This is a genomic window from Humibacillus xanthopallidus, from assembly GCF_006716675.1.
GTDB lineage: Bacteria > Actinomycetota > Actinomycetes > Actinomycetales > Dermatophilaceae > Humibacillus > Humibacillus xanthopallidus_B.
On record NZ_VFPM01000003.1, the window covers coordinates 378,068 to 404,098 of the forward strand.

Below are 26,031 nucleotides of genomic sequence, written 5' to 3' on the forward strand. Positions count from 1 at the left end.
CGGTGCGATGACCGAGCAGGGCATCGTCGACCGCCCGGCGGTCGACGCGGACGATGCTGCCGCCACGCAGGTGGCTGCGGCAGCGACGGCACCGGAGGCCGCTGCCGACGCGGTGCCGCTCGTCGACGTGCCGCCGACGGGATCTGACCTCACGCCCGGCGGCATCCTCACGCGCCGGCAGGTCGTGCCGTTCGAGGTGCACCTCGACGTCTTCTCCGGCCCTTTCGACCTGCTGCTCGGGCTCATCAGCAAGCACAAGCTCGACATCACCGAGGTGGCGCTGGCCCAGGTCACCGACGAGTTCATCAGCCACATCAAGGCCGCTCAGGCCAGCGACCACGACTGGGACCTCGGACAGGCCTCCGAGTTCCTCCTCGTGGCCGCAACCCTGCTCGACCTCAAGGCCGCCCGCCTCCTGCCCTCCTTCGGGCCACAGGACGACGAGGACCTCGCGCTCATCGAGGCCCGCGACCTGCTCTTCGCACGGCTCCTCCAGTACCGCGCCTACAAGCAGATCGCCGGGGTGTTCCGGGAGCGGATGGCGACGGCGGGCCGCATCACCCCGCGCCAGGCCGGCATGGAGCCGGAGTTCGCGAGCCTGCTGCCCGAGCTCGTCATCGCCGTCACTCCCGAGCAGTTCGCCATGATCGCCGCCCGCGCCATGACCCCCAAGGTCGCCCCCACCGTGGGCCTCGACCACCTGCACGCCCCGCAGGTCAGCGTGCGCGAACAGGCCGCCATCATCGTCGAACGGCTCCGCACCCGCGGACAGGCCTCCTTCCGCAGTCTCGTCGCCGACGCCGACAGCACCCTCGTCATCGTCGCCCGCTTCCTCGCGCTCCTCGAGCTCTTCAAGGAGTCGGCCATCGCCTTCGAGCAGGCCGAGGCGCTCGGTGAGCTCGACGTGAGGTGGACGGGCGGGGACCGCGACGACGTGTCGATCGACGACGAGTTCGACGAGGACGACGACCAGGCGGTCGACGAGGACGTCGACCAAGAGGTCGACCGCGACGTCGACAACGACCGGCCCGCCGCCGGGCGCCCCCGGCCCGGCAGGGATGATGGCGACGTGGGCACGAGGGAGAACGACGATGAGTGACGCGTCCGAGCACGCGCCCGAGACGGTCGCGAGCGCGGGGGAGAGGTCTGCCGACGGCACTCCCGAGGCGGCCGACGAGCAGATCGCCTTCGACCTGTCGACCTTCCCGGGCGGCGCCCGCTCGGCCATCGAGGCGGTGCTCATGGTCGTCGACGAGCCGGTGACGGAGCTGTCGCTCGCCTCAGCCCTCGAGCTGCCCGTCGAGGACGTCGTCGAGCACCTCCACGCTCTCGAGCAGGAGTACTCCACCCAGCAGCGCGGCTTCACCCTGCGCAGCGTCGCCGGCGGCTGGCGGGTCTACAGCCGTCCCGAATTCGCTCCCGTCGTCGAGAAGTTCGTCCTCGACGGCCAGCAGGCCCGGCTCACCCAGGCCTCGCTCGAGACCCTCGCCGTCATCGCCTACCGCCAGCCCGTGTCGCGGGCGCGAGTCAGTGCCGTGCGCGGTGTCAACGTCGACGGCGTGGTGCGCACCCTCGTCTCGCGCGGCCTCATCGAGGAGGTCGACGACGTGGGCGAGAGCGGCGCCCTGCTCTACCGCACCACCACCTATTTCCTCCAGCGCCTGGGCCTCTCGTCGCTCGACGAGCTCCCCGCCCTCGCGCCCTACCTACCCGATGTCGACGTCATCGACGAGCTCATCGAGGAAGGACACCGATGACCGAGCACTCGAGGTCACCCCGCCAGCCCCGCAAGAAGGGCGGTGCCGCGCCCGCGGGACCCCGCAGGTCCGGCGGCAAGCCGTCAGGCAAGGCACCCGGCAAGGCGTCGGGCAAGAGCGACGGCCAGGGCGGCAGCCGCTCGACCGCGCGCTTCGCCGGGTCGACGAAGCCGAGCCAGCCCACCCGCCTGCCCGACCGCGACGCGCCCGCACCGGTCGACGTGCACGACCCCGACGGCATCCGCCTGCAGAAGCTCATGGCCGCCGCCGGCGTCGGATCGCGCCGGGTCTGCGAGAACCTCATCGCCCAGGGCCGCGTCGAGGTCGACGGGCAGGTCGTCACCGAGCTCGGCGTGCGCATCGACGCGAAGTCCCAGGTCGTCCACGTCGACGGTGTGCGGATCAACCTCGACGAGGACCGGGTCTACCTCGCCTTCAACAAGCCCAAGGGTGTCGTCACGACGATGCACGACGAGCTGGGCCGCATCTCGCTCGAGGACTACGTCGGCAACCGCGAGGAGCGGCTCTTCCACGTCGGGCGGCTCGACGCGGACACCGAGGGCCTGTTGCTGCTGACCAACGACGGCGACCTCGCCCACCGGCTCCAGCACCCGGCATACGGCGTGCTCAAGACCTATGTCGCGACGATCCGGGGCCCGGTGGGGCGCGACGTCGGCAAGCGGCTGCGTGAGGGTGTCGAACTCGAGGACGGGCCCGTCAGCGTCGACTCCTTCCGCATCGTCGACCACCAGCCCGGCAAGGCGATGGTCGAGGTCGTGCTGCACGAGGGGCGCAAGCACGTCGTGCGGCGCATGCTCGAGGCCGTCGGGCATCCCGTGCTCGAGCTCGTGCGCACCGAGGTCGGGCCGATCCGCCTCGCGGACCTCAAGTCCGGCCGGATGCGCCGGCTCAACAAGGCCGAGATCGGCGCCCTCTACAAGGCTGCGGGGCTGTGACCACGCACGTTCGCGTCGTCGGAACGGGGCTCATCGGCACGAGTCTCGGAATCGCCTTGTCCAACAAAGGTTTTCAGGTATCGCTCGAGGACCCCTCACCCACGGCGGTGCGCCTCGCACGCGACCTCGGCGCGGGCCGGCTCGCCGTCGAGGGCGACGCGCCCGACGTCGTCGTGGTCGCTGCCCCGCCCGACGTCGCCTCGCGAGTCGTCGTCGAGGCGCTGCGCGAGTGGCCCGGTGCGGTCGTGACCGACGTCGCCTCGGTCAAGGAGTCGATCCTGCGCGAGGTGCTGGCCTCCGGCGCCGACGCCTCGCGCTACGTCGGATCGCACCCGATGGCGGGGCGCGAGCGCTCGGGCGCGGCGGCAGCACGTGGCGACCTCTTCGACGGGCGGGCCTGGGTCGTCGTCCCTCATCCGGCATCGAGTGCGACCGCGACCGACCAGGTCACGCACCTCGCGACCGCCGTCGGCGCGGCTGTGCGGGTGATGCCCGCCCACGAGCACGACGAGGCGGTCGCCGCGGTCTCACACGTGCCGCAGATCGCTGCGAGCATCGTCGCCGCCGGGCTGCGCGAGCTCCCCGAGAGCGCTGTCGGCCTCGCCGGGCAGGGCCTGCGCGACGTCACCCGCATCGCGGCGAGCGACCCGCGCCTCTGGACCCAGATCCTTGCGGGCAACGCCCAGGCGGTGCGCGACGTGCTGCGCGAGGTGCGCGACCAGGTTGCTGCCGTCGTCGTGGCCCTCGACGGGCTCGTCGACGACGGGGGAGAGGGCTCCCTCGGCACGCTGAGCCGGCTCCTCGAGGCCGGCAACCTCGGCCACGCACGGATCCCGGGCAAGCACGGCGCCGCCCCGGCGGCATACGAGCTCGTGTCGGTCGTCGTGCCCGACGAGCCGGGCGCCCTCGCGCGCCTGCTCACCGACGTCGGTGCGGCCGGCATCAACCTCGAGGACCTCCACCTCGAGCACGGGCTCGGCCAGGCCGTCGGCATCGCCGAGATCGCGGTCGTGCCGGCCTCCGTCGAGCCGCTGCGGGCCGAGCTCGAGCGGCTCGGCTGGCGCGTCCACGACTGACCGCGGTCGGCCGGTGCCCACGGGTGCCACTATCCTCGGCGCATGCCGAGCGCCCCCGAGGACCACCTGTCCGGATTCGTCGTCGCCATCGACGGCCCCTCGGGGTCGGGCAAGTCGAGCGTCTCCAAGCAGGTGGCTCGCACGCTCGGCTACGGCTACCTCGACACCGGAGCCATGTATCGCGCTCTCGCGTGGTGGTGCCTGAGCGAGAACGTCGACCTCACCGACCCGGAGGCCGTCACCGCCGCGGCCCACCGGCTGCCGCTCTCGATCGGCACCGACCCCGACGACCCCACCGTCACCGTCGGCGGTGTCGACGTCACCGCGGCCATCCGCGAGACGCGCATCTCGACCAACGTCTCGGCCGTGGCCGGCGTCATCCCCGTGCGCGAGCTCATGCGCGTGCTCCAGCGCCGGCTCATCTCCGAGGCCGGCGCCGCCGACGGGGGAGTCGTCGCCGAGGGACGCGACATCACGACCGTCGTCGCGCCGGATGCACCGGTACGCATCCTGCTCACCGCCTCGGAGGAGGCCCGCCTCGCCCGCCGCTCGACCGAGCTGCACGGCGACGCCGACGAGGCCTCGGTCGAGGCCACCCGGGCGCAGATCGTCGACCGTGACAAGGCCGACTCCGCTGTCTCGGAGTTCAGTGTCGCGGCCGACGGCGTCACGACCATCGACACCTCGCACCTCGACTTCGAGGGCTCGGTCCGGGCCGTGCTCCAGGTCGTGGGGGCCGCTCAGGCGTGATCCCACGCCGCTCGCGTCACGGACGCCCCCCGCGGGGGTGGAGAATGGTCGCTCAAAGACGTTTCACTGATTCGAGGACACCGTGACTGACGAGACCGCCCGCCCCACCGACGAGGGCGCTCCGATCTCGACCGCTCCCGTCGACGACGCCGCCGTGGAGCGCGCGCTGCGCGCGGGGCTCTCCGACTTCGAGCTGAGCCCGGAGGACCAGGCGCTGCTCGATGCCGAGGGGCCGTATGCCGCCGACAGCACTCCGCAGGGCCCGCTCCCCGTCGTGGCCGTGGTCGGCCGACCCAACGTCGGCAAGTCGAGCCTCGTCAACCGCATCCTGCGCCGGCGCGAGGCCGTCGTCGAGGACGTGCCGGGCGTCACCCGCGACCGCGTGTCCTACGAGGGCGAGTGGGCGGGTCGCCGCTTCACCGTCGTCGACACCGGCGGCTGGGAGGCCGACGCCACCGGCATCCACCTGCGGGTCGCCGAGCAGGCCGAGATCGCCATCGACCTCGCCGACGTCGTGATGTTCGTCGTCGACGCGACCGTCGGTGCGACCGACGACGACGAGGCCGTCGTCAAGCTGCTGCGCAAGTCGGGCAAGCCCGTCGTCCTCATCGCCAACAAGGTCGACGACCAGCGCGGCGAGGCCGACGCCGCCATGCTGTGGAGCCTCGGCCTCGGCCAGCCGTGGCCTGTCTCCGCGGTCCACGGCCGCGGCAGCGGCGACGCGCTCGACGCCGTCCTCGAGGTCCTCCCGCAGGTGTCCGCCACCGGCGCGTATGCCCAGGGCGGGCCGCGCCGGGTCGCGCTCGTCGGGCGGCCCAACGTCGGCAAGTCGAGCCTGCTCAACCGGCTCGCCGGCTCCGAGCGCGTCGTCGTCGACAACGTCGCGGGCACGACGCGCGACCCCGTCGACGAGCTCATCGAGCTCGGCGGCAAGACGTGGCGCTTCGTCGACACGGCCGGCATCCGCCGGCGCGTCCACCAGTCCCGCGGCGCCGACTTCTACGCATCCCTGCGCACCCAGACGGCGCTCGAGAAGGCCGAGGTGGCCGTCGTGCTCATCGACGCCTCCCAGCCGATCGCGGAGCAGGACGTCCGCGTCGTGCAGCAGGTCATCGACGCCGGCCGGGCGCTCGTCATCGCCTACAACAAGTGGGACACCCTCGACGAGGAGCGTCGCCACTACCTCGAGCGCGAGATCGACAAGGAGCTCGTCCAGGTGCCGTGGGCGCCGCGCGCCAACGTGTCGGCCCGCACCGGGCGCCACATGGACCGGCTCGTGCCGGCGATCGAGACCGCCCTCGAGTCGTGGGACACCCGCGTGCCCACCGGACGGCTCAACGCCTTCCTCGGCGAGATCGTGGCCTCGCACCCGCACCCGGTGCGCGGGGGCAAGCAGCCGCGCATCCTCTTCGCCACGCAGGCCTCCACCCGACCGCCGCGCTTCGTCATCTTCGCGTCGGGCTTCATCGAGGCGGGCTACCGCCGCTTCCTCGAGCGTCGCCTGCGCGAGCAGTTCGGCTTCGAGGGCACCCCGATCGAGGTCTCGGTGCGCGTGCGCGAGAAGCGCAGCAAGCGCTGACCGCACTCACGACGCCTGCCGGCCACGCGGCATACCGCAAGCGGCCGGCCGGTGACGCGCGAAGGGCGCCCACGACTCACGTCATGGGCGCCCTTCGGTCTGTGCGGGGTCAGGCGGCGGGGCGCACGCCGTAGGTGGCGAGCCAGCTCTGCACGACGGGGATGTCGATGCGCTGGAGGCCGTCGAGGTAGCGGCAGTTCTCGGTGTAGCCGTAGCTCGTCACGGTCACCTGGTAGCCGCCACGGAAGGTGGGGCCGCCCGAGTCGCCGAAGCAGGAGCCGCCGGTGCCACGGGTGTCGTTGATGTTGCCGTTGACCTGGAGGATCTGCGGCGTCAGCTTCTGGCCCGGCGCGTCGGCGACGCGACGGATGAGCGGGTAGGACAGCGCCGTCGGCTTCTGCGGGCCGCTGTCGGGCTTGCGGACCTCGGTGCCGTAGCCGACGATCGTGAAGAGCGTGTGCGCGAGCGTCGACTTCGCGATCGTGTCGAGGTAGCCGGCGGGCGCGATCTTCGCGGGAGCGATGCCCGTGACGGGGGTGTCGAGCACGACGACGCCGACGTCGTTCCAGTTCTTGAGGTCCGTGAAGTCGGAGTACTGCGGGTGCGCGTGCGGGGCACCGACGTGCCACGTGCGCCCCCGAGTGTCGGTGAAGACACCGGACTGCGTGTAGCCCGTCTGGCTCGTGCCGTCAGCGGCGACGTCCGGCGCCGTCGGGATGTTGGACGGAGCGGTCTCCGAGATGGTCGAGCTGAACGACGCGATCGTCTTGCCCGCGGTGCCGGCGGTGCAGTGCGCGGCCGTCACGAGGACGGTCGGGGTGACGAGCGTCGCGGTGCACCGGTAGCGGAAGTGATCGGCCTCGTCGTAGAAGAGGATGATCGCGACGTTCGGGTGTCCCTCGCCGTCGGGCGCACCGCCGGTGATGGCGGTCGCTGTCAGGGCCGGCACGGTCACGAGACCGGCGACCGCGGCGACGGCGAGCAGGATGGTGCGCACGGAGCCGCGAAGGCGTGCGCGTGGACGACGGAGCATGAGCTGCCTTTCAGTGGTGGATCGGGCCCCCCGACCCGCGGTGGCGACGATCCCCTGCCACCTGCGATCCCTGCTGTGAGGCGAACCTACGCGGTTGGGACGCCCTGCGGGGGCGAGCACGCGCCGGAAGTTGGGGGCCGATTCGGAACTGCGAGCGGGTGTGCGCTAGGGTTTCGTTCGCCCGCAGGGGCATTCGGGCTGTGGCGCAGCTTGGTAGCGCACTTGACTGGGGGTCAAGGGGTCGCAGGTTCAAATCCTGTCAGCCCGACCGTGTGATGTCTCAAGACATCGTGGACAGCCGGACCTACGGAATGTAGGTCCGGCTGTTGCTATTTGGGGTGTTGGGGCTGGTAGTCCTTGGTGGGGTCGAGGGTGAGCTCGCGCAGGAGTTCGCCGGTGATGGCGTGGGCGACGCGGATGTTGAGGTCCTGGATCTGCAGCACGATGGGGGTCCCGGCGTGGGCGCGCCGGATGCCGATGTGGTGCAGGCGGCCGTCATGGCGCAGGGTGACGTTGCCGGTCTTGCTGACCCGGTCCTCGCGGCTGCGGTCGTGGGTGCGGCCTGTGGGTTCGCCTGTGTGTTCGCCCGGGGTGGCTTTGGGTCGGGTGGTGTACGCGGCGGCCGGGGTGGCGCGGTGCGCGAGGGAGCGGTGGGGGCGCTGGGTGTTGTACTCGAGGGTGAACCGGTCGAGCAGGGTCTGCAGCGCTGCGCGATGGTGGTGGGCTGGTCGGGTTGGGCGCGTAGCCAGTTCTTGAGGGTCTGCTGGAACCGTTCGACCTTGCCGCAGGTGGTGGGGTGGTTCGGGCGGGAGTTCTTCTGGATGACGCCGAGGGCGGCGAGCTCGGTCTCGAGGGCGTTGCGTCCGCCGCGGACGCGGTGGGAGGCGAGCCGGACGGTGTACACCATGCCGTTGTCGGTCAGGGTCGAGTAAGGGGTGCCGTGCTCGGCGCAGCTGGCGCGGAACGTGTCGCGCACGATCGTGGCGGTGACCCGTGGGTGGGCGGACACGTGCAGGGCGTAGCGGGAGTGGTCATCGAGCCAGGTGATGATCTCGACGTCGGCGCCGGGGCTGCCGTCAGGGCAGGTGAGGCGGTAGTGGGTGAAGTCGGACTGCCAGCACTCGTTGGGCTGGTCGGCCTGGAACATCGTGTACGAGGATCGGGGCCGTTTCTGCGGCTGGGGGTTTACCTTCCCGTGCCGGGTCAGGATCCGGTGCACGGTGGCGCGGGACACCGTGATCCGGTGTTGGCGGGCCAGGTGCCAGCCGATCGTGTCAGCGCCGGCGTCGAGCCCGGCGGTGGCGAGCCGGTCGCGTAGCTGCAGGATCAGCTCGATCGTTGCTTCCGTGGTGGCATTCGGGGTGGAGCGTGGGCGGCGTGAGCGTGGCTCGAACGCGGCGTCCCCCTCGGCCCGGTACCGGGCAACCAGTTCATACACCCAGGACCGGGACACCCCGTACTCGGCGGCCACTTGCGCGGCCGGACGCTTCTCGAGAACGACAGCAGTGATCACCAGACGCGCTTTGGACATGCCCGAGCCTGCCCGGCGGGTCCGGGATCACCCGAGACACCTGTCCGGCATGTCGTGAGACACCTGTCCGGGATGTCTTGAGATCAGACACTGTCAGCCCGACCGAAGAATCAGCAGGTCAGAAGCCTGCACAATCACGTGAAGACGAGATCGTGCAGGCTTCTCTGCGAGAGGGGGGCCGGGTCTACCGGCCCCTTTCTCGTCCGGCCGGGTGACCCGTCGCGAGCCGTGGCGGCGTTCAGGGCGCCGGCAGCGCCCAGGCTCCCGAGTCGTCTGCGACACCGCTGTCCAACGCGAACTGGACGTAGGCGGCCTCCGCCGACGTCGGGATGTCGAAGACGACGTAGCCCGTCGCCTGCTCACCCGGGCGCAGCCTGACCGAGGTGTCGAAGACGGGGCCCGCCGCCACGGACAGGACGGTCTCCGTGTCGTAACCGCGGCCCGAGCCGTCGACGAGCCGGGCGCAGTTGGCGGGAGTCTCCTCGTACGCCGCGGTGCCGGCGTTCTTGATCGTGATCTCGACGGCCAGGAAGCGGCTTCCGGGGGACGGGCTGCTGATGCCATCGGTGGCGGTCGTCGGATCGACAACCTTCGTCACGGTCACGGCTGCCGTCGTCGCGGGGTCGATGCCCGTGAGCGTGATGGCCTGCCCGAGCTGGGCGGCCCGCGCCGACGGGCCGTCTGGCGTAGATGGTGTCGTCCCGGAGGCCGATGATGTGGGCGCCCCGCTGGATGATGTGGCGCCCGAGGCCCCGGCGCCGCCGTCGTTGCGCCCGAGCACGAGAACGCCGACGACAGCGAGGGTGACGATGATCGCCGCTGCGAGGGCAGCCCACCGCCACCAAGACGGGAGTCTGACCGCCGTCGAGGCAGATCCCACCGGGAGCTGGCCCGTCGTGACTGGGACCGGCAACGGCGCCGGGACGTCCGCGGTCGGAGACTCAACGGTCGAGCTGGCGTCCGCTCGGCCCAGCAGCAGCCGGACGGTGCCCACGAGGTGCAACAGGTGCTGCTCCATGGGCGGGGTGATCGCGTCGAGCCAGTGGGCATCGGAGATGAAGTACTCCAGCGATGGCGACGGGATGACGTCGTCCACCCTGAAGGGAAGGATCGGGATGCCGTGACTGACCGTCCGCTCGATCTCCCGCTTGACGTGGGGGGAGTGGTTGGAGCTGTCCGAGAACACGAGCACGGTCAACGCGGAGCCGGCGATCGCCTCGATGATCGACTGGCCGTAGTCGGTGCCCGGCAGGACATCACGCGGAGCGATCCAGCACCGGATCCGGTTCTGCTCGAGCGTCGAGCAGATGGCGTTCGCGATCGTCCGGTCCTTGGACGAGTGACAGATGAAGACGTCGTGGTTCATGCCCTGGCCCTCGGCTCTCGGGAGGCTCCACCCTCAGGATGGGTCAGCGGCACCGCGGCAGACAGGGCCGAACGTCCTCCGACCGCACCACCGGAGCGCCCACCCGAGAGCGCCGGCTGAGGTGCACCCCGCCCCCCGGCAGGCCAGAGCTCGCCGTGGCCGCCCCGCGCCGGTGCGCGAGGCGGCCACGGGACGAGGGCCGCCGCGATGTCGGTGCCTTCCGGTCCCTCATCCCCATCCCCCCATCCCCCCATCCCCGCATCCCGGTTCCCAGCCGGGCTCGGCCCAGTCCTCACCCCCAGCTCTGGTGTCCACGCGTCCGACCGTTGGGGCGCATGGATGAGCTAGGTCGGCTCGACGGTTACGGGGGACCATCCCTGCCAATGCAGGGCGCTGGGCCTCCACCACAGCCCACGCGAAGTGGCGCCCTCCCGCGTTGAACTCCCCTCGCGCGCCGAGATGCTCGCCGAGCGTGGTCGCGGGAGAACGGCGGCCAGTGCCGTCCTCCCGCGCGCCGTGGGACGCCCGGGGAACGTCGTCCTCCACGAGCACGCGAATTCGCGCCTTGTGCTGAGAGAGCGAGAGATGGAGGTCACCGGCACCCTCAAGCACCGCTCGAGCGACCAGCTGCCCAACCACCGGGGAGACCTTGGGGATGAGCTTGGCGAGGCCCCAGTCAAGGCAGGCCATCGTCACGGTGGAGCGGGCGCCATCCACGGAGCGAAGGGTGGGCGCGAGCTCGATCGTCACGGTCGATGCCACGCCCGCGCCCCACATCTGCTTCAAGACAGCCGGGATGGTCTGTCCCGTCGCCAGGAAGCGGCCAGACGGGTGCTGGGTGACGAGATCGTGCACGGAGGGGCACGGCGCGACGATACCCATCGGCGTGCCGGGCCAGTGCTTGACCATGCTTCCGAAGCCAGCGAGGGCACGGACCGTCGCGGCGTCGTAGCCTTCGATCCGGGTGACCCGGACCATCAGGCCGCTGGGGGACAGCGCCCATTCAGCCGAGAGCGTCGACCGCATCTGTGAGCAGCGCGACGCTGCGAGGTCGGGCATGTCGATGAGGGCGAACTCGCCGAGACGAAACGTCTTGATCTGGTCCGTGACACGCGCAGTGGCGCCGGGAGGCCCCTCCCACATGACAGGTCGACCTTTCTCGATCGACCTGGGTCTGGGGCCGGTGAGGGACAGCCGGGGGCAGGGGCCGCCATTCTGCTCCCGATTGTAGGTAGCAGGCGTGAGTCTGTCTGGGGTTCTCTGCAGCTCTTCTGCAGAGAACCCGGATCTTCGAGTGCCCCTGCCGACGTGTTAGCCTTCTGGCGAAACTTAGGGGTCGTCACACCGCCTTGTTGCGTGCCAGGAATGGCCATCGCCTCGGGACGCAATGAAGGGTGATCACATGACCCGCGAAGCTGCCCTCCTCGAGGCGTTGTGTCGCTTCGCGACCGTGTTGCCGAGCGCGTACGACGCGGCCATGGCGCTCGAGGAGCTCACGGACACCGCTGTCGATCTGCTCGATCTCTCCAGCAGCGGGGTTTCGTTGGAGGAAGGTGGTCACCTCCGCTTCGTCACTGCCTCAGACCACACGGCTTCAGAGCTCGAGCTCGCTCAGGAGCGACTCCAGGAGGGTCCGTGTCACGACGCCTTGCGACAGGGCGTGCCGGTGACCACGGACGACCTCACGACGGATGCGTATCGCTGGCCGCACTACGGCGCCCGAGCCGCTGCGCTGGGTATCCGGGCCGTGGCCGGTCTGCCGATGCGGCTGGCCGGGGTGCCGGTGGGCGCGCTGAACCTCTACAGCACCACAGCGAGGGCGTGGAGCACGGAAGATGTGGACATCGCCCAGGTGCTCGCCGACGCTGCGACGGGATACGTCGTGAACGCCGTCAAGCTTCATCAGCGCGAGCGCCTCAGCGAGCAGCTCCAGCATGCCTTGACGTCCCGCGTTGTGGTCGAGCAGGCCAAGGGCATCACCGCCAACGATCGTGGCGTGGGCGTCGACGAGGCCTTCGAGATCATCCGTTCCTACGCCAGGTCCCACAACGCGAGCCTGCACGATGTCGCGACGGCGATCGTCACTGCCGGTATGCGCGTTCGACCTTCCCCCGGCACGGGCTCCGTCCCCCCTGCACGCGGTTAGCTGTTCGTCCGGGGACCTAGAGCTCGATGTGGGCACCCATGACGATGGTGCGGTCGGGAGGCAGGTGGAAGACCTCGGTCCGGTTGGCAGCGTTGTGGTACATCCACGCATACAGCCGCTTGCGCCACGTGCGAAGGCCGCGGTGACCGGTCGCCTGCACGGTGATCACCGAGAGGAAGTAGTGGGCCTCGTCGAGGTCGATGTCGAGCTCGGGTGTCATGCCCACGGCGAGCGCGAGCCCCTTGGGGATGTCCTGGCTGTCGGTGAAGCCCACGTGCACCGTGACATGGACGAAGCCGTCGCCCGGGTCGCCGAGGTCGTCGACCTCCACCCGGTCGACATGGCGGATGTGCGGCACGTTCTCGTTGACGATCTGCACGAGGACGACCCGCTCGTGGACCACCTGGTTGAAGTCGGCGTTGGCGCGCAGGGCGAGCGGCGTCGTCGTCGCGTTGGCGTGCGGGAAGACCGCGACGCCGGGGACGCGCCGGATGAACTCCGGATGTTCACGCACGATCCTGAGGAACGAGGGCAGCGGCCCCTCGAGGACTCGCTCCTCGGCGTGCAGCGCCTCGGCGCCGCGGCGCCACGTTGTCATCAGGGCCACGACGAAGGTCGCGATGACGAGCGGCAGCCACCCGCCGCTGACGACCTTCGTCATGTTGGCTCCGAGGAAGGTGAGCTCGACCGCGACCACCAGCACGACGTAGACGACGACCTTCCACGTCTCCACGCGCCACACATACTTCGCGAGGAGCAGGAAGAGCGCACTCGTCAGCAGCAGCGTGCCCGTGACCGCCAGGCCGTATGCCGCAGCCAGCCGGCTCGAGCTGCCGAACGACGCGGTCAGCACGATGACCCCGACGAAGAGGATCCAGTTCATCACCGGCACGTAGATCTGGCCCCCCTCCTCGCGAGAGGTCTGGCGCACGGCGAGCCGGGGCAGCATCCCCAGCCGGACGGCCTGGCGCGACACGGAGAAGGCGCCGGAGATGACCGCCTGCGAGGCGATGACGGTTGCCACCGTCGCCAGCACGACGAGGGGCAACGTCGCCCATGACGGGGCGAGGAGGAAGAAGGGGTTCGACACGACGGACGGGTCCTCGAGGATCATCGCTCCCTGTCCGAGGTAGTTCACGGCGAGCGCGGGAAAGACGACGAGGTACCAGGAGAGGCGGATCGACCTGGCCCCGAAGTGCCCCATGTCGGCATACAGCGCCTCGGCGCCGGTGATCGTCAGCACCACCCCGCCCATGGCGACGAAGGCGATGAACGGGTTCTCGAGGACGAACGCCACGGCATACGTGGGGGAGAGCGCCTCGAGGATCTCGGGGTTCATGACGATGTGCGGCAGTCCGAGCACGAGCAGCACCGCGAACCACAGCACCATGACCGGGCCGAAGGCCTTCCCCACGACACCCGTGCCCCAGCGCTGGATGACGAACAGTCCGGAGAGCACGACGACCGCGAGGGGGAGGACGAGCTCGGCGAGGGAGGGCTGGGCGACCTCGAGGCCCTCGATCGCCGACATGACGGAGATGGCGGGCGTGATGACGGCGTCGCCGTAGAACAGGGCGGCGCCGAGGACGCCCATCGCCATCACCACAGCGAGACGACGGGTGCCGTGCAGGTGGCGGCGCAGCAGGGCCACGAGCGCGAGGATGCCGCCCTCACCGTCGTTGTCGGCCCGCATGGCGAGCGCCACGTACTTCATCGAGACGACGAGCGTGATCGACCACACGACCATGGAGATGACGCCGAGCACGTCGCCCCGGGTGGCCTGCACCGTGTTGTGCTCGAGGCTGAAGACGGTCTGCATCGCGTAGAGCGGACTCGTGCCGATGTCACCGAAGACGATCCCGAGGGCCCCGAGCGCGAGGGGGAGCGTTCGGCCGCCCCGGGGACGATGGGCGTGCTCAGCGCCCGCCCCGGAACCGGACGAAGGGGCCGCAGGCGCTGTCGCTTCGCCCTCGGACGTCACGCGCTCATCGTGGCACGCACGACCGCTCCCGAGCGCCGCGACCGGCATTCCCAGCAAGTTCGCAGGTGTCGAGCCCGCGGGCGCAATCGCATCCAATTGCCGGACACGGCGGGCGCGCGGCCATAACTTCACAGTGAGACGACACGGAGGGGCCGCCATGCCAGGTGCCATGCGGATCGAGCTGCTCCCTGCACGACTCGGGGACTGCCTGATGGTGGAGTGCCTGCGAGAGGACGGCCGGCCATGGCGCATGCTCATCGACGGTGGCCCGCCCGACACGTGGCCGCTTCTCGAGGCGCGGCTGCGCCGCATGCCCGCTGACGACCAGGCCATCGACGTCGCTGTCATCACCCACATCGACAGCGACCACATCGGCGGGATGATCCCGCTGCTGTCGAGCGACCTTGCACCCCGCATCGGCGACGTGTGGTTCAACGGGCGCACGCACCTGCCCGACGACCGGGGAAAGCCCCGGAGCATCGACCAGGGCGAGACCGTCGTGACCACCTTGATGGGCGCGGCCGGGCAGGGCCTCGCCGCCGGCCGACGGGCCGGCGGTCCTCTGCCGTGGAACTCCGCGTTCGGCGGCACGGCCATCGACAGCTCAGCCCCGGCCGGGGTCGTCCAGGTGAGCATCCCCGAGGGTCCCACGATCACGGTCGTGTCGCCGACGCTCGCACAGCTGCACAAGCTCGGCGCCAAGTGGACCCAGGTCGTCGCGCAGGCCCAGCGTGAGGAGCGGCCGCTCCCGCAACCGGACGTCCTCGAGCCCCTCGTCGACCTGCAGGCGCTCGCGAGCCGCAAGAGCGTCAAGGACACCTCGGTCGCCAACGGCAGCAGCATCGCGCTCCTCGTGGAGCACCGAGGTGCCAGTGCGGTGTTCGCGGGTGATGCGTTCGGGCCGGTGCTCGCAGCGGGCCTGTCCGGCATCGCGAGGGCCCGTGGGGTCAAGCGGCTGCAGGTCGACGCCTTCAAGCTGCCCCACCACGGCAGCCAGGCCAACGTGACGGGCGCCCTGCTCGCCGCCGCCCCGGCCGGCAACTACCTCGTCTCCAGCAACGGTGACGTGTTCCACCACCCCGACGACATCGCGCTGGCCCGGGTCGTCACGGGTGCCCCGATGCCTCCGGCCCTGTGGTTCAACTACCGCAACCCCCGCACGGAGCGGTGGGCGGAACCGGCGCTGACCGGTCGCTACGGGCACACCGCCAACTTCCCCGATCCGGCGCACCCCGATGCGGGCGTCGTCCTCGAGCTGCCCGCCCGGCCCTGACCACGGCCCCGTCCCTGACCCCGGCAGCAGCCGAGGCCGGGGTCGGGGGCATGGCACCCGCACCCGGGTCAGGACCGGCTGACGGGGATCGCGTGCACCCCGGACGGGTCGGAGAGGACGAGCACCTCCGACGCCTCCGGGCTGGTGCCGATGGCCGTCATCACGTCCTCGATCGACCAGGCCTCGCCACCGGTCTCCGTCGTCCACGCCTGGACCCGGCCGCCCGTCTCGTGCGCCACTGCATGCGCGATCTCGGGGTCGGCAGGTCCGACGAGGAGCACGTACCGCGGGCCGTGGGCGCCGGCGTGCGGCACCAGCTCGCGGCCCGAGCGGTAGACCGCTCCGTGGTAGCCCGCGATGGCTCCGGTGCTCAGCAGGATGCCGATCGGGATGCGCATGGCGCGGATCGTCTCGGGGCCGAAGGTGCCCTGCACGAGGTCCTGGAACAGCAGGTAGACGCCGACGAGCAGGGAGACCACCGCGGCCACCCCGCCGAGGCCGAAGAGCAGCAGCAGGTAGATCCTGCGCGTGGGGGAAGCGAGCTCCGCGGCGGGGTCGGCCGCGACGCACCGCTGGATCCGGTGCCAGAAGAACCACCACACGGGTGCCCCGACGACGAGCAGCGTCCCGGCGAGGAGCAGGGTGTTGACGGCGCTGCTGCCGATCACGACGACCTCGGACCCCACCGCGGCCTCGATGCCCGCGACGACGAGCAGGGTGAGACCCACTCCCGCAGCGAGCAGACCGATGGCCGACATGAGGTACTCGTAGACCCGGCGGACCTCGGTGCGAGCCGTGACGGGGGACTGCCCCAGCACCGACTGGTGGTACCACCACACGGCCACGCCGACGAGGGCGACCGCCGCGGCCGTCGGGGCGTCGACGAAGTGGCGGAGGGCATCGGTGAACTCCGGGTCCCCGATGAGCCACACCAGCGTCGTGTAGAGCACGGTGCTCGCGGCGACGATGGCCATCACGAGGCCCGCACCTCCGACGAGCAGGACGTAACCGAACCACAGCGGGGAGCGCTCCTCGCGCGACGCCGTCCGCAGCCAGTAGAGGGCCCAGACGAGGGCGCCCACGACGAGGCCGACGGCTCCGCTGATGAGCTGGTCACGGAGCGAGGGCACGATCTGCGAGCCCATGCCGACGAGCTGCTGGAGGACGGCCCCGGCGAGGACGACGAGTCCGGTCACGGCCGTGATGAGCCCGACGAGCGAGCCACCGAGGTGGTGCACCCGCGAGTGCGGCGCCGGCACGAGACGCAGGTGGATCCACCAGTGGGCACCCCAGATCGCCCCCCACACGACGAGGGCCGCGAGGGCCTCGGCCCCATTGGGCCGCGCGCCGAGCCAGCCCTGGACGGTCGCGCTCAAGGCGTCCGCCGCCATCGTCAACGACAGGAGCGCCGCGAGGGTGACGTATGCCGCCCAGCCGAAGGACTGTGCCTCCGCCGGGTCTCTCTTGAGGTTGCGTCTCGACCACAGCGCGACGCCGGTGAACAGCGGGAGCCCGACGACGGTGAAGGCGAGGCTGAGCGCGAGGTCCGCGTCGTCCACGAGGAAGGCCTCCGCGCCGAAGGCCCGGCCGAGCAGCCCGGTGAGGCCGTTGGCGGTCACGACGAGCAGGCCGAAGAGCACGAGGTACTGGAAGAAGCGGCGGATGGCGTGCCCGTCACCCGGCGCCGCCCGGTCATGGCTCGATGCCTTGCGGACCGCCGCCACCACGGCGACGACACCCACGACGATGACAACGAGACCCAGCAGTCCGATGATCATTTCGGCACTCCTTTGCATGCGTAGAGCGGCCACGGGGTGCCGCTGATCAACCACTGCTGGCCCGGTCGGGTCAGCTGGAAGAGATGGGTCTCCGAGGTGCCCGGGCCCGAGCCGCCCAAGGGGCCGTCACCGAACCTGACGAGCACCGTGACCCGGGCCGAGGGTGCTCCGGTGCCGGGTGCCACGGTGGAGTCGGCGAGGGTCACCCGCAGCCCCTCGGGAAGCCCGTCTTGCTCGAGGTCGGCGACCTCGCACCCGCTCGACGGGTCGAGGTAGCGCGCCGCCTCGACGGCGTCGTGACGGGTCAGGGCTTGGAGGTAGGACTGCACGGTCTGCTCGGGCGAGCCCACGGCGAGCTCGGTCGTCGAGCGCGAGGTGGACAGCCACACGACGAGGACGGTCAGGGCGATGACCGCCCCCACCACGACCCCGAGTATCCGGCCGGGCCTGTTCCTCACACGTTCAGCGTCGGACTGCGGTCACCGACCCACCAGAGGCCTAGGTCCCCCTTCGTCGACGGGGTGGGCCGGTGGCTCGGGTCAGTCCGACATTCGGGCTCGCGCCTCGGCGCGGGTGCGTGGGGCAGGCGCACCCTCGGCCGCGCGTTGCAGGTCGGCCGCCGTGGGCAGTGCGCCGGGCGCCGGCCGGCGGGCCGGTGTCTCGGGCGACGGCCCGCCGGGGACTGCGGGAGCCTTCGCCCCGCCGACCGTGAGCGCCGCGATGAGCGTGGTCACGGGGACGGCGAGGACGAGTCCGATGGCGCTCGCGAGGGTGCGCACGATCTCCTCCGACAGCGACTCGGTCTGCAGCATGTCGAGGACGGGCCGCTCATAGAGGAAGAGGAGCAGCAGCACCGGGAGGGCGGCGCCGGCATACGCGAAGACGATCGTGTAGATCGTCGAGGCGATGTGGTCGCGACCGATGCGCATGCCGGAGCGGAAGAGCTCGCGCCGGCCGAGCCCGGGAGCCGCTGCGCGCAGCTCCCAGACGGCGGACGACTGCGTGATCGTCACGTCGTTGAGGACGCCGAGACCGGCCACGATGATGGCGCAGGTGAGCAGGTCCTTGGGGTCCATCGTCTGGATGAAGGACGCCAGCGTCGCGCCCTCGTCGTCGGCCACACCGCTCAGCCGGGCACCGCCCACGGCGAGGACTCCGAGACCTGCCGTGATGCCGACCCCGAAGAGGGTGCCCGCGAGGGCCGTGCTCGTGCGCACCGACAGCCCGTGGGCGAGGTAGAGGACGACGAACATGATGGCCGAGCAGCCGACCAGCGCCACGAGCAGGCCGGACGCACCCCCGACCAGTGCCGGAAGCATGAACCTGACGAGCACGAGGCCGCCGAAGCAGAGCCCGACGAGCGCGAGGATGCCGCGCCAGCGGGCGATGAGCGCCACGACGACGACGAAGAGCACGAGCATGAGCGACAGGGGCGCGCCGCGCTGGACCTGGAGGAAGGAGTAGGACTCGGGGTTGCCGTCACGGGGCGGGATGCGCAGCAGCTGCACCGTGTCGCCGTCGCGCAGCCCCGACGTCGAGATGGCAGGCGGCACCGAGACCGACACGATGGGGCGCACGTCGCCCGAGCTCGGCGTCGGCTGCTCGAGCTGCACGGTGACGGCCCCGCACGTCGCGTCGGAGGCTACGACGTCGCCCGACTGTCCCTCGGCGGGCTTTGCCCCCGTCTGAGCGTCCGCGCCCTCGCAGGGCGGCAGCACCGCCTGCACGACGGCGATCGGGAAGGTGACGCCGGGGGCCGCGTACTCGCTGCTCGCGACCCGGTGGGACGCCCCGGTGTCGTCGGGCCATAGCCGGACGAGGCCGAACACCGTCGCGGCGGCGGAGAGCACGAGGAAGACCGTGAGCCCCACTCGAGCCACCGTGCTGACCGCCACCACACTCGGCGATCCGCTACCGCCGTGGGAGTGACTGTGTCCATGTCCGCCCGGCATGGGGGAGAGTGTGCCAGAGGGGACGTGCTCCCGGATTGTCACGTGTCGTCATCGATGCCGCGGCCTGACATCAGCACCCAGCCCGCTTCGTTACGCTCTGGGGCGTGGACGTGGAGCAGCAGCCAACCGCCGGGCACGTGGTGTCCGGCCGTCTGCTGACCCTTCCCAACGCCCTGTCGGTGCTGCGGCTCATCGGCCTGCCCGTCTTCCTCTGGGCCATCGTCGCCGAACGCGACATTCTCGCGCTCGTCATCCTCCTGCTGTCGGGGCTCACCGACTACCTCGACGGCAAGATCGCGCGGCGCTTCCACATGGAGAGCCGCCTCGGGCAGTTCCTCGACCCGATCGCCGACCGGCTCTACATCGTCACGACGCTCGTGGGCCTGGCCTGGCGCGACATCATCCCGGTGTGGCTCGTCGTCGTGCTGCTGCTGCGCGACGTGGTGATGGCCGGCATGCTGCTCTACCTGCGCCACCGCGGCCAGGTCGGCATGCCGGTGCACTTCGTCGGCAAGGCCGCCACCTTCAACCTGCTCTACGCCTTCCCGTTCCTGCTGCTCGCCGACCGTGACGACTGGGTCGGCCGGCTGGCCGAGCCGATCGGGTGGGGCTTCGCGTGGTGGGGCGTCGCGCTCTACTGGTTCGCCGTCGTGCTGTATGCCGTCCAGGCCCGTCTCGTGCTCGAGCGCAGCCCCCGGGTGGTGCTGTCGTGATGGACGAGCGGCCGAACGACCGCACCCCGGAGGAGCGACGTCCGGACGCGTCGATGACCCTGCTGACCTCGATGCTCGAGCGGCCGCTCGACCCGAGCTACCAGGCGGCGGCCGACCGGCGCCGGGTGGCGGGGGAGGCGCCGGCGACGTCGACACGCACAGTCCTCGTGTTCGTCATGATGCTGCTCACCGGGCTGCTCTTCGCCATCGGGGCGCAGGCCCTGCGGCCCAAGCCCACGGCTGCCGCAACGGTCCGTGACGAGCTCGTCTCCCGCATCGAGACCCTCCAGAGCCACAGCTCGGCACAGGAGGCGAAGCTCGCCGCCGTCAGCAAGCAGGTGCGCGATCTCGAGGACCTGTCGCTGCAGCAGTCCGGCAGCGACGACCTCACGTCGCAGATCAAGCAGCTCGAGGTCGGTGCTGCGGCCGTGCCGCTGCGGGGCCAGGGACTGACGCTGACCATCGACGACGCGGCCTCTGCCGATGCGGACGCCAACGCCGGCAACCGCCCGAGCGGAGGCTTCCAGGAGGGGCGGGTGACCTCGGGAGACCTGCAGATCGTCGTCAACGGGCTCTGGGGAGCCGGCGCCGAGGCGATCGCCATCAACGGTCACCGGCTCAGCTCGACGGCGGCGATCCGCTTCGCCGGGCAGGCGATCATCGTCGACTTCCGACCGCTGTCACGGCCCTACGTCATCACGGCGCTCGGTGACCCCCAGGGCATGCAGCAGATCTTCGAGCCGTCCTTCGCCGGTGTGTATCTCGACCAGCTCCGGCAGGAGTACCAGATCCGGTCGTCGCTGGCGACGTCCGAGGACCTCACGGTGCCCGGTGACACATCCGCCAGGCTCGACCACGCGAAACCGCTCTCGGGCGCCGTAGGCTCGGCGCCGTCGTCGACCTCGACGCAGACGGGCTCCGGCTCTGACTCCCCGACGAGTGTGCCGAGCAGCCCGACGTCGGGCCCGACCCCCAACCCCCAGGAGACCACGCAGTGATACCCGTCCTCGGCCTGCTGGCCGGACTCGCGATCGGACTGGTCATCGACCCCTCCGTGCCGGTGTGGCTGCAGCCCTACCTGCCGATCGCGGTCATCGCCGCCCTCGACGCCGTCTTCGGCGCCGTTCGGGCCGTGCTGGACGGGATCTTCAACGACAAGGTCTTCGTCGTGTCGTTCCTCTCCAACGTCATCGTCGCTGCGTTCATCGTCTTCCTCGGCGACCAGCTCGGTGTCGGTGCCCAGCTGTCCACCGGCGTCGTCGTCGTGCTCGGTGTGCGCATCTTCTCCAACGTCGCCTCGATCCGACGCCACCTCTTCAAGGCGTGACGATGTCGAGCGAAGAACCCCTGGTCGAGGACGCGCCGGACGTGCCGGACGTGCCGAAGCCCAAGAAGGACAAGAAGAAGAAAAAGGCGTCGGCCGTACCGACGGTGCCGGCAACCACCGAGCAGCCGCCCGGAGCGGACACGCCTGAGGAGACAGCGGCCCCCGAGGCCGTCGAGGCGACGGTGCCCGACGCCGCGGAGGGGATGGTGCCCGACGCCGCGGAGGCGACGGTGCCCGAGCCCGCGGAGGCGACGGTGGCCGAGCCCTCGGAGGCGACGGTGCCCGAGCCTGTCGACGCCGTGCCGCCGACCGCTGAGTCCCCAACCGCTGAGTCCCCAACCGCTGAGTCCCCAACCGCTGAGTCCCCAACCGCTGAGTCCCCAACCGCTGAGTCCCCAACCGCTAAGTCCCCAACCGCTGAGTCGCCGTCCACGACGCCGCCGACGGCGTCGTCCGGCTCACCGTCGCCGAGCGGGCCGGAGCTCGTGGACGACCCCTTCGTCGTCGCGGATGCGGCCCACGGCCACCACGTCGACCCTGTCGAGGGCCGCGCCGCGTGGGGGCGTCTGCTGACGATGGGCAAGCCGCGGGCGACGCGAGCCAACCTGCTCGTCCTGCTCCTCGCCGTCGTCCTGGGGGCTGCCATCGCGGCCCAGGTCCAGCTGACCAACGAGCGAGGCCTGGCCGAGCTGAGCCAGACCGACCTCGTGCGAGTGCTCGACGACGTCTCGGTGCGCTCCGCGCGACTCGACCAGCAGGTCCGCGAGCTCGAGGCGACCCGCGACCGGCTGAAGAGCGGCACCGGGACGTCTGCCGAGGCTCTCGAGCAGGCCCAGAAGCGGCTCGACACCCTCAGCATCCTCGCCGGCACCGTGGGCGCCAAGGGTCCCGGCATCACGCTGCGCATCAGCGACCCCGACAACCAGGTCACCGGCCCGGTGATCCTCGACCTCATCCAGGAGCTGCGCGACGGCGGGGCCGAGGCCATCGACGTCGGGGGAGTGCGCGTCGTCGCCTCGAGCTTCATCGGCGAGTCCGGCGGCGAGGTCAAGATCGACGGCACCCCGGTCTCGCGCCCGTTCGTCATCAAGGCCATCGGCGACTCTAAGACCCTGGCCTCGGCGATGACCATCCCCGGCGGCATCGTCGAGTCGGTGCGCCAGAAGGGTGCCAACGCGACGGTGACGGAGTCGGAGTCGGTCGAGATCGCCTCGACCCACACCCCGACCGAGCTGACCCACGCCAAGCCGGTCGAGTAGCGCGAGCACCTCGAAGCGGCCGGCGGGAGGCACCGGATCCGGGCCGGAGAACCACCGCGTCGGAACGGGATCGGCCACCCGGTGTCCGCCGAGGGGGCAGAGGTGGCATCCTCTCAGGTGCGTGGTCAGCACAGTCCCCGCCCGCGCGCCCACGAGCACCTCGCGGGTGCGCGCCACCCCAGCACCGACCCGTCATGACAGGAGCGACATGAGCGACCTCGAGTACCCCTCCGACCTGCGCTACACCAGCGACCACGAGTGGGTCCGCGTCGGCGATGACGGCGTCGTCCGCATCGGCATCACCTCCTTCGCCCAGGACGCGCTCGGCGACGTCGTCTACGTGTCGCTGCCTGCCGTGGGTGACACGGTGACGGCCGGCGACTCCTGCGGCGAGGTCGAGTCGACGAAGTCGGTGAGCGATGTCCTCGCTCCTCTCGAGGGCGAGGTGACGGCCACCAACTCGGCGCTGGACGCTGCGCCCGAGCTGATCAACTCCGACCCCTACGGTGAGGGCTGGATGTTCGAGATGCGACCCACCGACGCCGCCGCGGCCGATGCGCTGCTGGACGCCGAGGGCTACAAGGCCTCGCTGTCCTGACCTGCACGTGCACCAGCCCGGCCCCGGGTGACGGTGACCCCACTCCGAGCGGATCGGCCGCACGGTCGTCCTCTAGAGTGGGGGAGCCGTGGCCCACCCGCACGACGAGGAGGACCTGATGTCGAGTGACCAGCCCGACCCGCACGAGGAGGAGCGCATGTCGAGCGACCAGCCGTCCCACGACGAGATGAACACCGAGCCGCGCACCATGCGGTTCCAGGGTGTTCCGGCTCAGGAGCCAGAGCACGTCGATGTCGATGGTCGTGGCCTCACGGCCGAGGACCAGGCCACCATCGAGGCGCTTCGTCCGGGCACCGCCCTGCTCGTCGTCCTCCGTGGCCCCAACACCGGCGCCCGCTTCCTCCTCGACGACCAGCAGGTCGCAGCGGGGCGCCACCCCGACTCCGACATCTTCCTCGACGACGTCACGGTGTCGCGCAAGCATGCCGTCTTCGTGCTCGCCGGCGACGGCTACGTCGTGCGTGACTCGGGGTCGCTCAACGGCACCTATGTCAACCGTGAGCGCATCGACGAGGCAGCCCTGCACACGGGCGACGAGGTGCAGATCGGCAAGTTCCGTCTCGTCTACTACGCCGCCTGACCGGCTGGGCGCTCGGGGCGTCGAGGTGAGTGAGGGCAGCACCCCGGGGGTCGGCGGCACCGGTCCGGGCGCCGCGGCGTCCGACCGGCTGACGATCGGCAAGGTCCTCGCAGCGCTCGCTGACGACTTCCCGGACGTCTCCGCCTCGAAGATCCGCTTCCTCGAGGCGGAGGGCCTGGTCACGCCGCAGCGCACGGCGTCGGGCTACCGCACCTTCAGCCAGGCCGACGTGCAGCGCCTGCGCTACATCCTGCAGGCGCAGCGCGACCGGTTCTGGCCGCTCAAGGTCATCGGGGAGGCCCTCGACGCCCTCGACCGCGGCCTCACCGACGACCCGGGCCCCGTCACCTCCCCGGACTCACCCGGCGCCCCGGGCTCTGCCGCCACCACGCGACCCGGTCGACCTCGCCCACCGTCACCCCGCCCCGATCCGGAAGTGCCGTCGCCCCGGAGCCTGCTCGAACGGCATACCGTCTCGCTGACCGGCGCCGAGGTGCGCGAGGCCACCGGGCTCGACCCCGAGACCTTCGTGGCGCTCGAGACCTACGGCCTGCTCCAGAGCGACGCCCACGGTCACTACGGCGAGGACGCCCTCGCCGTGGCCGGCGCGGCGCGCGCCCTCGCGGCGCACGGACTCGAAGCGCGCCATCTGCGTCCGTTCCGCACCGCGGCCGACCGCGAGATCGGCCTCGCCGAGCAGGTCCTCGCCACCCGGCACGGCGGCGGCACACGGGAGGAGCGCGCGGCCGAGATCGTCTCGGCATGCCTGGCGCTCCACGTCGCCCTCGTGCGTTCCGGCCTCTCTCGTTGAGGCCCGCTCCGGCTCCGGCCGGGCGCGGGGTACGGTGGTCGGGTGATAGAGGTCGATGTCCTGGGCGTGCGCGTCGAGATGCCGACGAACCAGCCGATCGTGCTGCTGCGCGAGCGCGACGGCGGGCGCTACCTGCCCATCTGGATCGGCGCGGCCGAGGCCGCTGCCATCACGTATGCCCAGCAGGGGGTCGTGCCGCCACGACCACTGACGCACGACCTCATGCGTGACGTGCTCACGGTCCTCGGGCACACCCTGACGGAGGTGCGCATCGTCGCCCTCAAGGACTCCGTCTTCCACGCCGCGCTCATCATCGACGGCACGGCAGAGGTGAGCTCGCGTGCCAGTGACGCGATCGCGCTCGCCCTGCGCACCGGAGCCAAGGTCCTCGTCGACCCGGCCATCCTCGACGAGGCCGCCATCGTCGTGTCGTCCGAGGAGGACGACGAGGTCGAGAAGTTCAAGGAGTTCCTCGACCAGGTGTCGGCCGAGGACTTCGAGGCGCCCGACACCGACACCGAGGAGCACGGCAGCTGAGCCGCCGAGCCCGATGCGGGCCCGGACCCTCACCTTCGACCTGAGACTCAAGGTTTGGTCGCCACCTCCCGCGACACGCCGCTGCGCGAGGAGGGTGATTGACCAGTCCCGGCGAGGCGCCTACCGTCAGATGAACGACGCGACTGTAGTTATCCGGTTGTCATCGGCTGATCGCGTGCCCAGGAGGAGGACGACATGGCTGCCATCGAGGATGTGCCCGGCCCGAGGGCCGTGCTGCCGACGGGCTCGCAGGGACTGCTCTTCGACGACGACCTGCCGACTCTCGACGAGGACTCCGGCTACCGCGGGCCCACCGCCTGCCGAGCGGCCGGCATCACCTACCGCCAGCTCGACTACTGGGCTCGCACGGGGCTCGTCGAGCCGTCGGTGCGCAGCGCCACCGGTTCTGGCACGCAGCGCCTCTACGGCTTCCGCGACATCCTCGTCCTCAAGGTCGTCAAGCGCCTGCTCGACACCGGCGTCTCGCTCCAGCAGATCCGCGTGGCCATCGAGCACCTGCGTGAGCGCGGGGTCGAGGACCTCGCCCAGATCACCCTCATGAGCGATGGCGCCTCGGTCTACGAGTGCACGTCCGCCGACGAGGTCATCGACCTGGTCCAGGGTGGCCAAGGCGTCTTCGGCATCGCCGTCGGGCGGGTCTGGCGCGAGGTCGAGGGTGAGCTGGCCCACCTGCCGAGCGAGCGGGCCGAGGACGACACCGTGACAGAGCACCCGGGCGACGAGCTGACGGCCCGCCGCGCTGCACGCCGCATGGCCTGACGCGACCGGTCGACCCCGACCGCCGGGGAAGGCGGCCGGCACGGCGCGGTCTGCTGGTAGATTTGGTCTGCCGATCGACCCTGCGTGGGAGAGTCCTCGGGGTGCGCAGCACCTACGAGGCGCCGAAGGGGCAACATCCCCGGAACCTCTCAGGCGCCAGGACCACGCGGGTGAGGCAACTCTGGAGGGCACCTGTCGGAGCCCAACAGACGGGGAGCGTGTGTCGT

The 26,031-nt window shown here is 70.9% G+C and carries 24 protein-coding genes, 1 tRNA gene, 1 pseudogene and 1 riboswitch; of the genes and pseudogenes, 18 read left to right on the forward strand and 8 right to left on the reverse strand.

The features are described from left to right. Window positions 1-7: 7 nt before the first annotated feature. The 6 genes from FBY41_RS16850 to der all read left to right on the forward strand — a co-directional run bounded on the left by FBY41_RS16850 (window position 8) and on the right by der (window position 6,118). Entirely contained in the window at window positions 8-1,099 is a 1,092-nt protein-coding gene (locus FBY41_RS16850; protein WP_141845435.1) for a segregation and condensation protein A, read from the forward strand. Then, on the forward strand, window positions 1,092-1,757 hold the full coding sequence (gene scpB / locus FBY41_RS16855; protein ID WP_141845436.1) for an SMC-Scp complex subunit ScpB: 666 nt from the start codon (window positions 1,092-1,094) through the stop codon (window positions 1,755-1,757). The genes FBY41_RS16850 and scpB overlap by 8 nt, the downstream gene beginning before the upstream one ends. Beyond that, window positions 1,754-2,713 carry a pseudouridine synthase gene (locus FBY41_RS16860; RefSeq protein ID WP_141845437.1) on the forward strand — a complete coding sequence of 320 codons (960 nt, stop codon included), beginning with the start codon at window positions 1,754-1,756 and terminating at the stop codon, window positions 2,711-2,713. The genes scpB and FBY41_RS16860 overlap by 4 nt, the downstream gene beginning before the upstream one ends. Then, window positions 2,710-3,789, forward strand: a complete 1,080-nt coding sequence (locus tag FBY41_RS16865) for a prephenate dehydrogenase (RefSeq protein ID WP_141845438.1) — start codon at window positions 2,710-2,712, stop codon at window positions 3,787-3,789. Before FBY41_RS16860 ends, FBY41_RS16865 begins: the two co-directional genes overlap by 4 nt. A 42-nt stretch (window positions 3,790-3,831) precedes the next feature. Further along, on the forward strand, window positions 3,832-4,539 hold the full coding sequence (cmk, locus tag FBY41_RS16870; protein WP_141845439.1) for a (d)CMP kinase: 708 nt from the start codon (window positions 3,832-3,834) through the stop codon (window positions 4,537-4,539). A gap of 82 nt (window positions 4,540-4,621) precedes the next feature. Next, window positions 4,622-6,118 (forward strand): ribosome biogenesis GTPase Der, encoded by a 1,497-nt coding sequence (der, locus tag FBY41_RS16875; protein WP_141845440.1) that lies wholly within the window; start codon window positions 4,622-4,624, stop codon window positions 6,116-6,118. 109 nt (window positions 6,119-6,227) lie between these two features. Here der and FBY41_RS16880 read toward each other — a convergent pair whose 3' ends face one another. Beyond that, on the reverse strand, window positions 6,228-7,151 hold the full coding sequence (locus FBY41_RS16880) for a trypsin-like serine protease (RefSeq protein WP_141845441.1): 924 nt from the start codon (window positions 7,149-7,151) through the stop codon (window positions 6,228-6,230). A 194-nt stretch (window positions 7,152-7,345) separates the two neighbouring features. Here FBY41_RS16880 and FBY41_RS16885 point away from each other — a divergent pair. Next, window positions 7,346-7,419 (forward strand) — tRNA-Pro (locus tag FBY41_RS16885). A gap of 61 nt (window positions 7,420-7,480) precedes the next feature. Here the strand turns inward: FBY41_RS16885 and FBY41_RS16890 are convergent. The 3 genes and pseudogenes from FBY41_RS16890 to FBY41_RS16900 all read right to left on the reverse strand — a co-directional run bounded on the left by FBY41_RS16890 (window position 7,481) and on the right by FBY41_RS16900 (window position 11,191). Next, window positions 7,481-8,682 (reverse strand): annotated as a pseudogene (locus FBY41_RS16890) (IS481 family transposase). A 238-nt stretch (window positions 8,683-8,920) separates the two neighbouring features. Continuing rightward, window positions 8,921-10,048, reverse strand: a complete 1,128-nt coding sequence (locus tag FBY41_RS16895) for a TIR domain-containing protein (RefSeq protein ID WP_141845442.1) — start codon at window positions 10,046-10,048, stop codon at window positions 8,921-8,923. 228 nt (window positions 10,049-10,276) lie between these two features. Next, a complete protein-coding gene (locus FBY41_RS16900) occupies window positions 10,277-11,191 on the reverse strand; it encodes a hypothetical protein (RefSeq protein WP_141845443.1) in 915 nt (304 codons plus the stop codon). A gap of 259 nt (window positions 11,192-11,450) precedes the next feature. Between FBY41_RS16900 and FBY41_RS16905 the strand changes: the two genes are divergently transcribed. Further along, window positions 11,451-12,194 (forward strand): GAF and ANTAR domain-containing protein, encoded by a 744-nt coding sequence (locus tag FBY41_RS16905; RefSeq protein WP_185749131.1) that lies wholly within the window; start codon window positions 11,451-11,453, stop codon window positions 12,192-12,194. Between the two features lie 16 nt (window positions 12,195-12,210). On the opposite strand, the gene FBY41_RS16910 is transcribed toward FBY41_RS16905, so the two are convergent. Then, complete coding sequence (locus FBY41_RS16910; protein ID WP_260439860.1) at window positions 12,211-14,175, reverse strand: potassium transporter Kup; 1,965 nt, start codon at window positions 14,173-14,175, stop codon at window positions 12,211-12,213. A 157-nt stretch (window positions 14,176-14,332) separates the two neighbouring features. Here FBY41_RS16910 and FBY41_RS16915 point away from each other — a divergent pair, with 157 nt between their 5' ends. Further along, the gene (locus FBY41_RS16915) at window positions 14,333-15,448 is read left to right on the forward strand and encodes an MBL fold metallo-hydrolase (RefSeq protein ID WP_185749132.1); all 1,116 of its coding nucleotides are present in this window, start codon (window positions 14,333-14,335) and stop codon (window positions 15,446-15,448) included. A 68-nt stretch (window positions 15,449-15,516) separates the two neighbouring features. Here FBY41_RS16915 and FBY41_RS16920 read toward each other — a convergent pair whose 3' ends face one another. The 3 genes from FBY41_RS16920 to FBY41_RS16930 form a co-directional block, all read right to left on the reverse strand. Next, the gene (locus FBY41_RS16920) at window positions 15,517-17,226 is read right to left on the reverse strand and encodes a DUF5671 domain-containing protein (RefSeq protein ID WP_141845447.1); all 1,710 of its coding nucleotides are present in this window, start codon (window positions 17,224-17,226) and stop codon (window positions 15,517-15,519) included. Continuing rightward, on the reverse strand, window positions 17,223-17,684 hold the full coding sequence (locus tag FBY41_RS16925; protein WP_141845448.1) for a hypothetical protein: 462 nt from the start codon (window positions 17,682-17,684) through the stop codon (window positions 17,223-17,225). Before FBY41_RS16925 ends, FBY41_RS16920 begins: the two co-directional genes overlap by 4 nt. A gap of 81 nt (window positions 17,685-17,765) precedes the next feature. After that, a complete protein-coding gene (locus FBY41_RS16930; RefSeq protein ID WP_260439861.1) occupies window positions 17,766-19,097 on the reverse strand; it encodes a YibE/F family protein in 1,332 nt (443 codons plus the stop codon). Between the two features lie 191 nt (window positions 19,098-19,288). On the opposite strand from FBY41_RS16930, the gene FBY41_RS16935 reads away from it, so the two are divergent. The 9 genes from FBY41_RS16935 (at window position 19,289) to FBY41_RS16975 (ending at window position 25,804) form a co-directional block, all read left to right on the forward strand. Beyond that, window positions 19,289-19,891: a CDP-alcohol phosphatidyltransferase family protein gene (locus FBY41_RS16935; RefSeq protein ID WP_375869883.1), complete on the forward strand. Its 603-nt coding sequence runs from the start codon at window positions 19,289-19,291 to the stop codon at window positions 19,889-19,891. Then, window positions 19,891-20,889, forward strand: a complete 999-nt coding sequence (locus tag FBY41_RS16940) for a DUF881 domain-containing protein (protein ID WP_260439862.1) — start codon at window positions 19,891-19,893, stop codon at window positions 20,887-20,889. Before FBY41_RS16935 ends, FBY41_RS16940 begins: the two co-directional genes overlap by 1 nt. Then, window positions 20,886-21,218, forward strand: a complete 333-nt coding sequence (locus FBY41_RS16945) for a small basic family protein (protein WP_141820447.1) — start codon at window positions 20,886-20,888, stop codon at window positions 21,216-21,218. Before FBY41_RS16940 ends, FBY41_RS16945 begins: the two co-directional genes overlap by 4 nt. Window positions 21,219-21,220: 2 nt before the next feature. Further along, window positions 21,221-22,477, forward strand: a complete 1,257-nt coding sequence (locus tag FBY41_RS16950) for a DUF881 domain-containing protein (RefSeq protein ID WP_260439863.1) — start codon at window positions 21,221-21,223, stop codon at window positions 22,475-22,477. Between the two features lie 208 nt (window positions 22,478-22,685). Continuing rightward, window positions 22,686-23,075, forward strand: coding sequence for a glycine cleavage system protein GcvH (gene gcvH / locus FBY41_RS16955; protein WP_141845451.1), 390 nt, complete (start codon window positions 22,686-22,688; stop codon window positions 23,073-23,075). Between the two features lie 157 nt (window positions 23,076-23,232). Further along, a complete protein-coding gene (locus FBY41_RS16960) occupies window positions 23,233-23,676 on the forward strand; it encodes an FHA domain-containing protein (RefSeq protein ID WP_141846252.1) in 444 nt (147 codons plus the stop codon). 25 nt (window positions 23,677-23,701) lie between these two features. Continuing rightward, window positions 23,702-24,487 (forward strand): transcriptional regulator FtsR, encoded by a 786-nt coding sequence (ftsR, locus tag FBY41_RS16965; protein WP_260439864.1) that lies wholly within the window; start codon window positions 23,702-23,704, stop codon window positions 24,485-24,487. Between the two features lie 42 nt (window positions 24,488-24,529). Next, a complete protein-coding gene (locus FBY41_RS16970) occupies window positions 24,530-25,024 on the forward strand; it encodes a bifunctional nuclease family protein (protein WP_141845453.1) in 495 nt (164 codons plus the stop codon). Between the two features lie 195 nt (window positions 25,025-25,219). After that, window positions 25,220-25,804, forward strand: a complete 585-nt coding sequence (locus FBY41_RS16975) for a MerR family transcriptional regulator (protein WP_141845454.1) — start codon at window positions 25,220-25,222, stop codon at window positions 25,802-25,804. 75 nt (window positions 25,805-25,879) lie between these two features. Beyond that, a riboswitch (glycine riboswitch) is annotated at window positions 25,880-25,979 on the forward strand. Window positions 25,980-26,031 lie beyond the last annotated feature (52 nt).

Coding starts and splice junctions, on each gene's coding strand:
- FBY41_RS16850 (WP_141845435.1), top strand. CDS start 8: ATGACCGAGCAGGGCATCGTCGACCGCCCGGCGGTCGACGCGGACGAT.
- scpB (WP_141845436.1), top strand. CDS start 1,092: ATGAGTGACGCGTCCGAGCACGCGCCCGAGACGGTCGCGAGCGCGGGG.
- FBY41_RS16860 (WP_141845437.1), top strand. CDS start 1,754: ATGACCGAGCACTCGAGGTCACCCCGCCAGCCCCGCAAGAAGGGCGGT.
- cmk (WP_141845439.1), top strand. CDS start 3,832: ATGCCGAGCGCCCCCGAGGACCACCTGTCCGGATTCGTCGTCGCCATC.
- FBY41_RS16880 (WP_141845441.1), bottom strand. CDS start 7,151: ATGCTCCGTCGTCCACGCGCACGCCTTCGCGGCTCCGTGCGCACCATC.
- FBY41_RS16895 (WP_141845442.1), bottom strand. CDS start 10,048: ATGAACCACGACGTCTTCATCTGTCACTCGTCCAAGGACCGGACGATC.
- FBY41_RS16900 (WP_141845443.1), bottom strand. CDS start 11,191: ATGTGGGAGGGGCCTCCCGGCGCCACTGCGCGTGTCACGGACCAGATC.
- FBY41_RS16905 (WP_185749131.1), top strand. CDS start 11,451: ATGACCCGCGAAGCTGCCCTCCTCGAGGCGTTGTGTCGCTTCGCGACC.
- FBY41_RS16915 (WP_185749132.1), top strand. CDS start 14,333: ATGCCAGGTGCCATGCGGATCGAGCTGCTCCCTGCACGACTCGGGGAC.
- FBY41_RS16920 (WP_141845447.1), bottom strand. CDS start 17,226: ATGATCATCGGACTGCTGGGTCTCGTTGTCATCGTCGTGGGTGTCGTC.
- FBY41_RS16940 (WP_260439862.1), top strand. CDS start 19,891: ATGGACGAGCGGCCGAACGACCGCACCCCGGAGGAGCGACGTCCGGAC.
- FBY41_RS16950 (WP_260439863.1), top strand. CDS start 21,221: ATGTCGAGCGAAGAACCCCTGGTCGAGGACGCGCCGGACGTGCCGGAC.
- gcvH (WP_141845451.1), top strand. CDS start 22,686: ATGAGCGACCTCGAGTACCCCTCCGACCTGCGCTACACCAGCGACCAC.
- FBY41_RS16960 (WP_141846252.1), top strand. CDS start 23,233: ATGTCGAGCGACCAGCCGTCCCACGACGAGATGAACACCGAGCCGCGC.
- FBY41_RS16975 (WP_141845454.1), top strand. CDS start 25,220: ATGGCTGCCATCGAGGATGTGCCCGGCCCGAGGGCCGTGCTGCCGACG.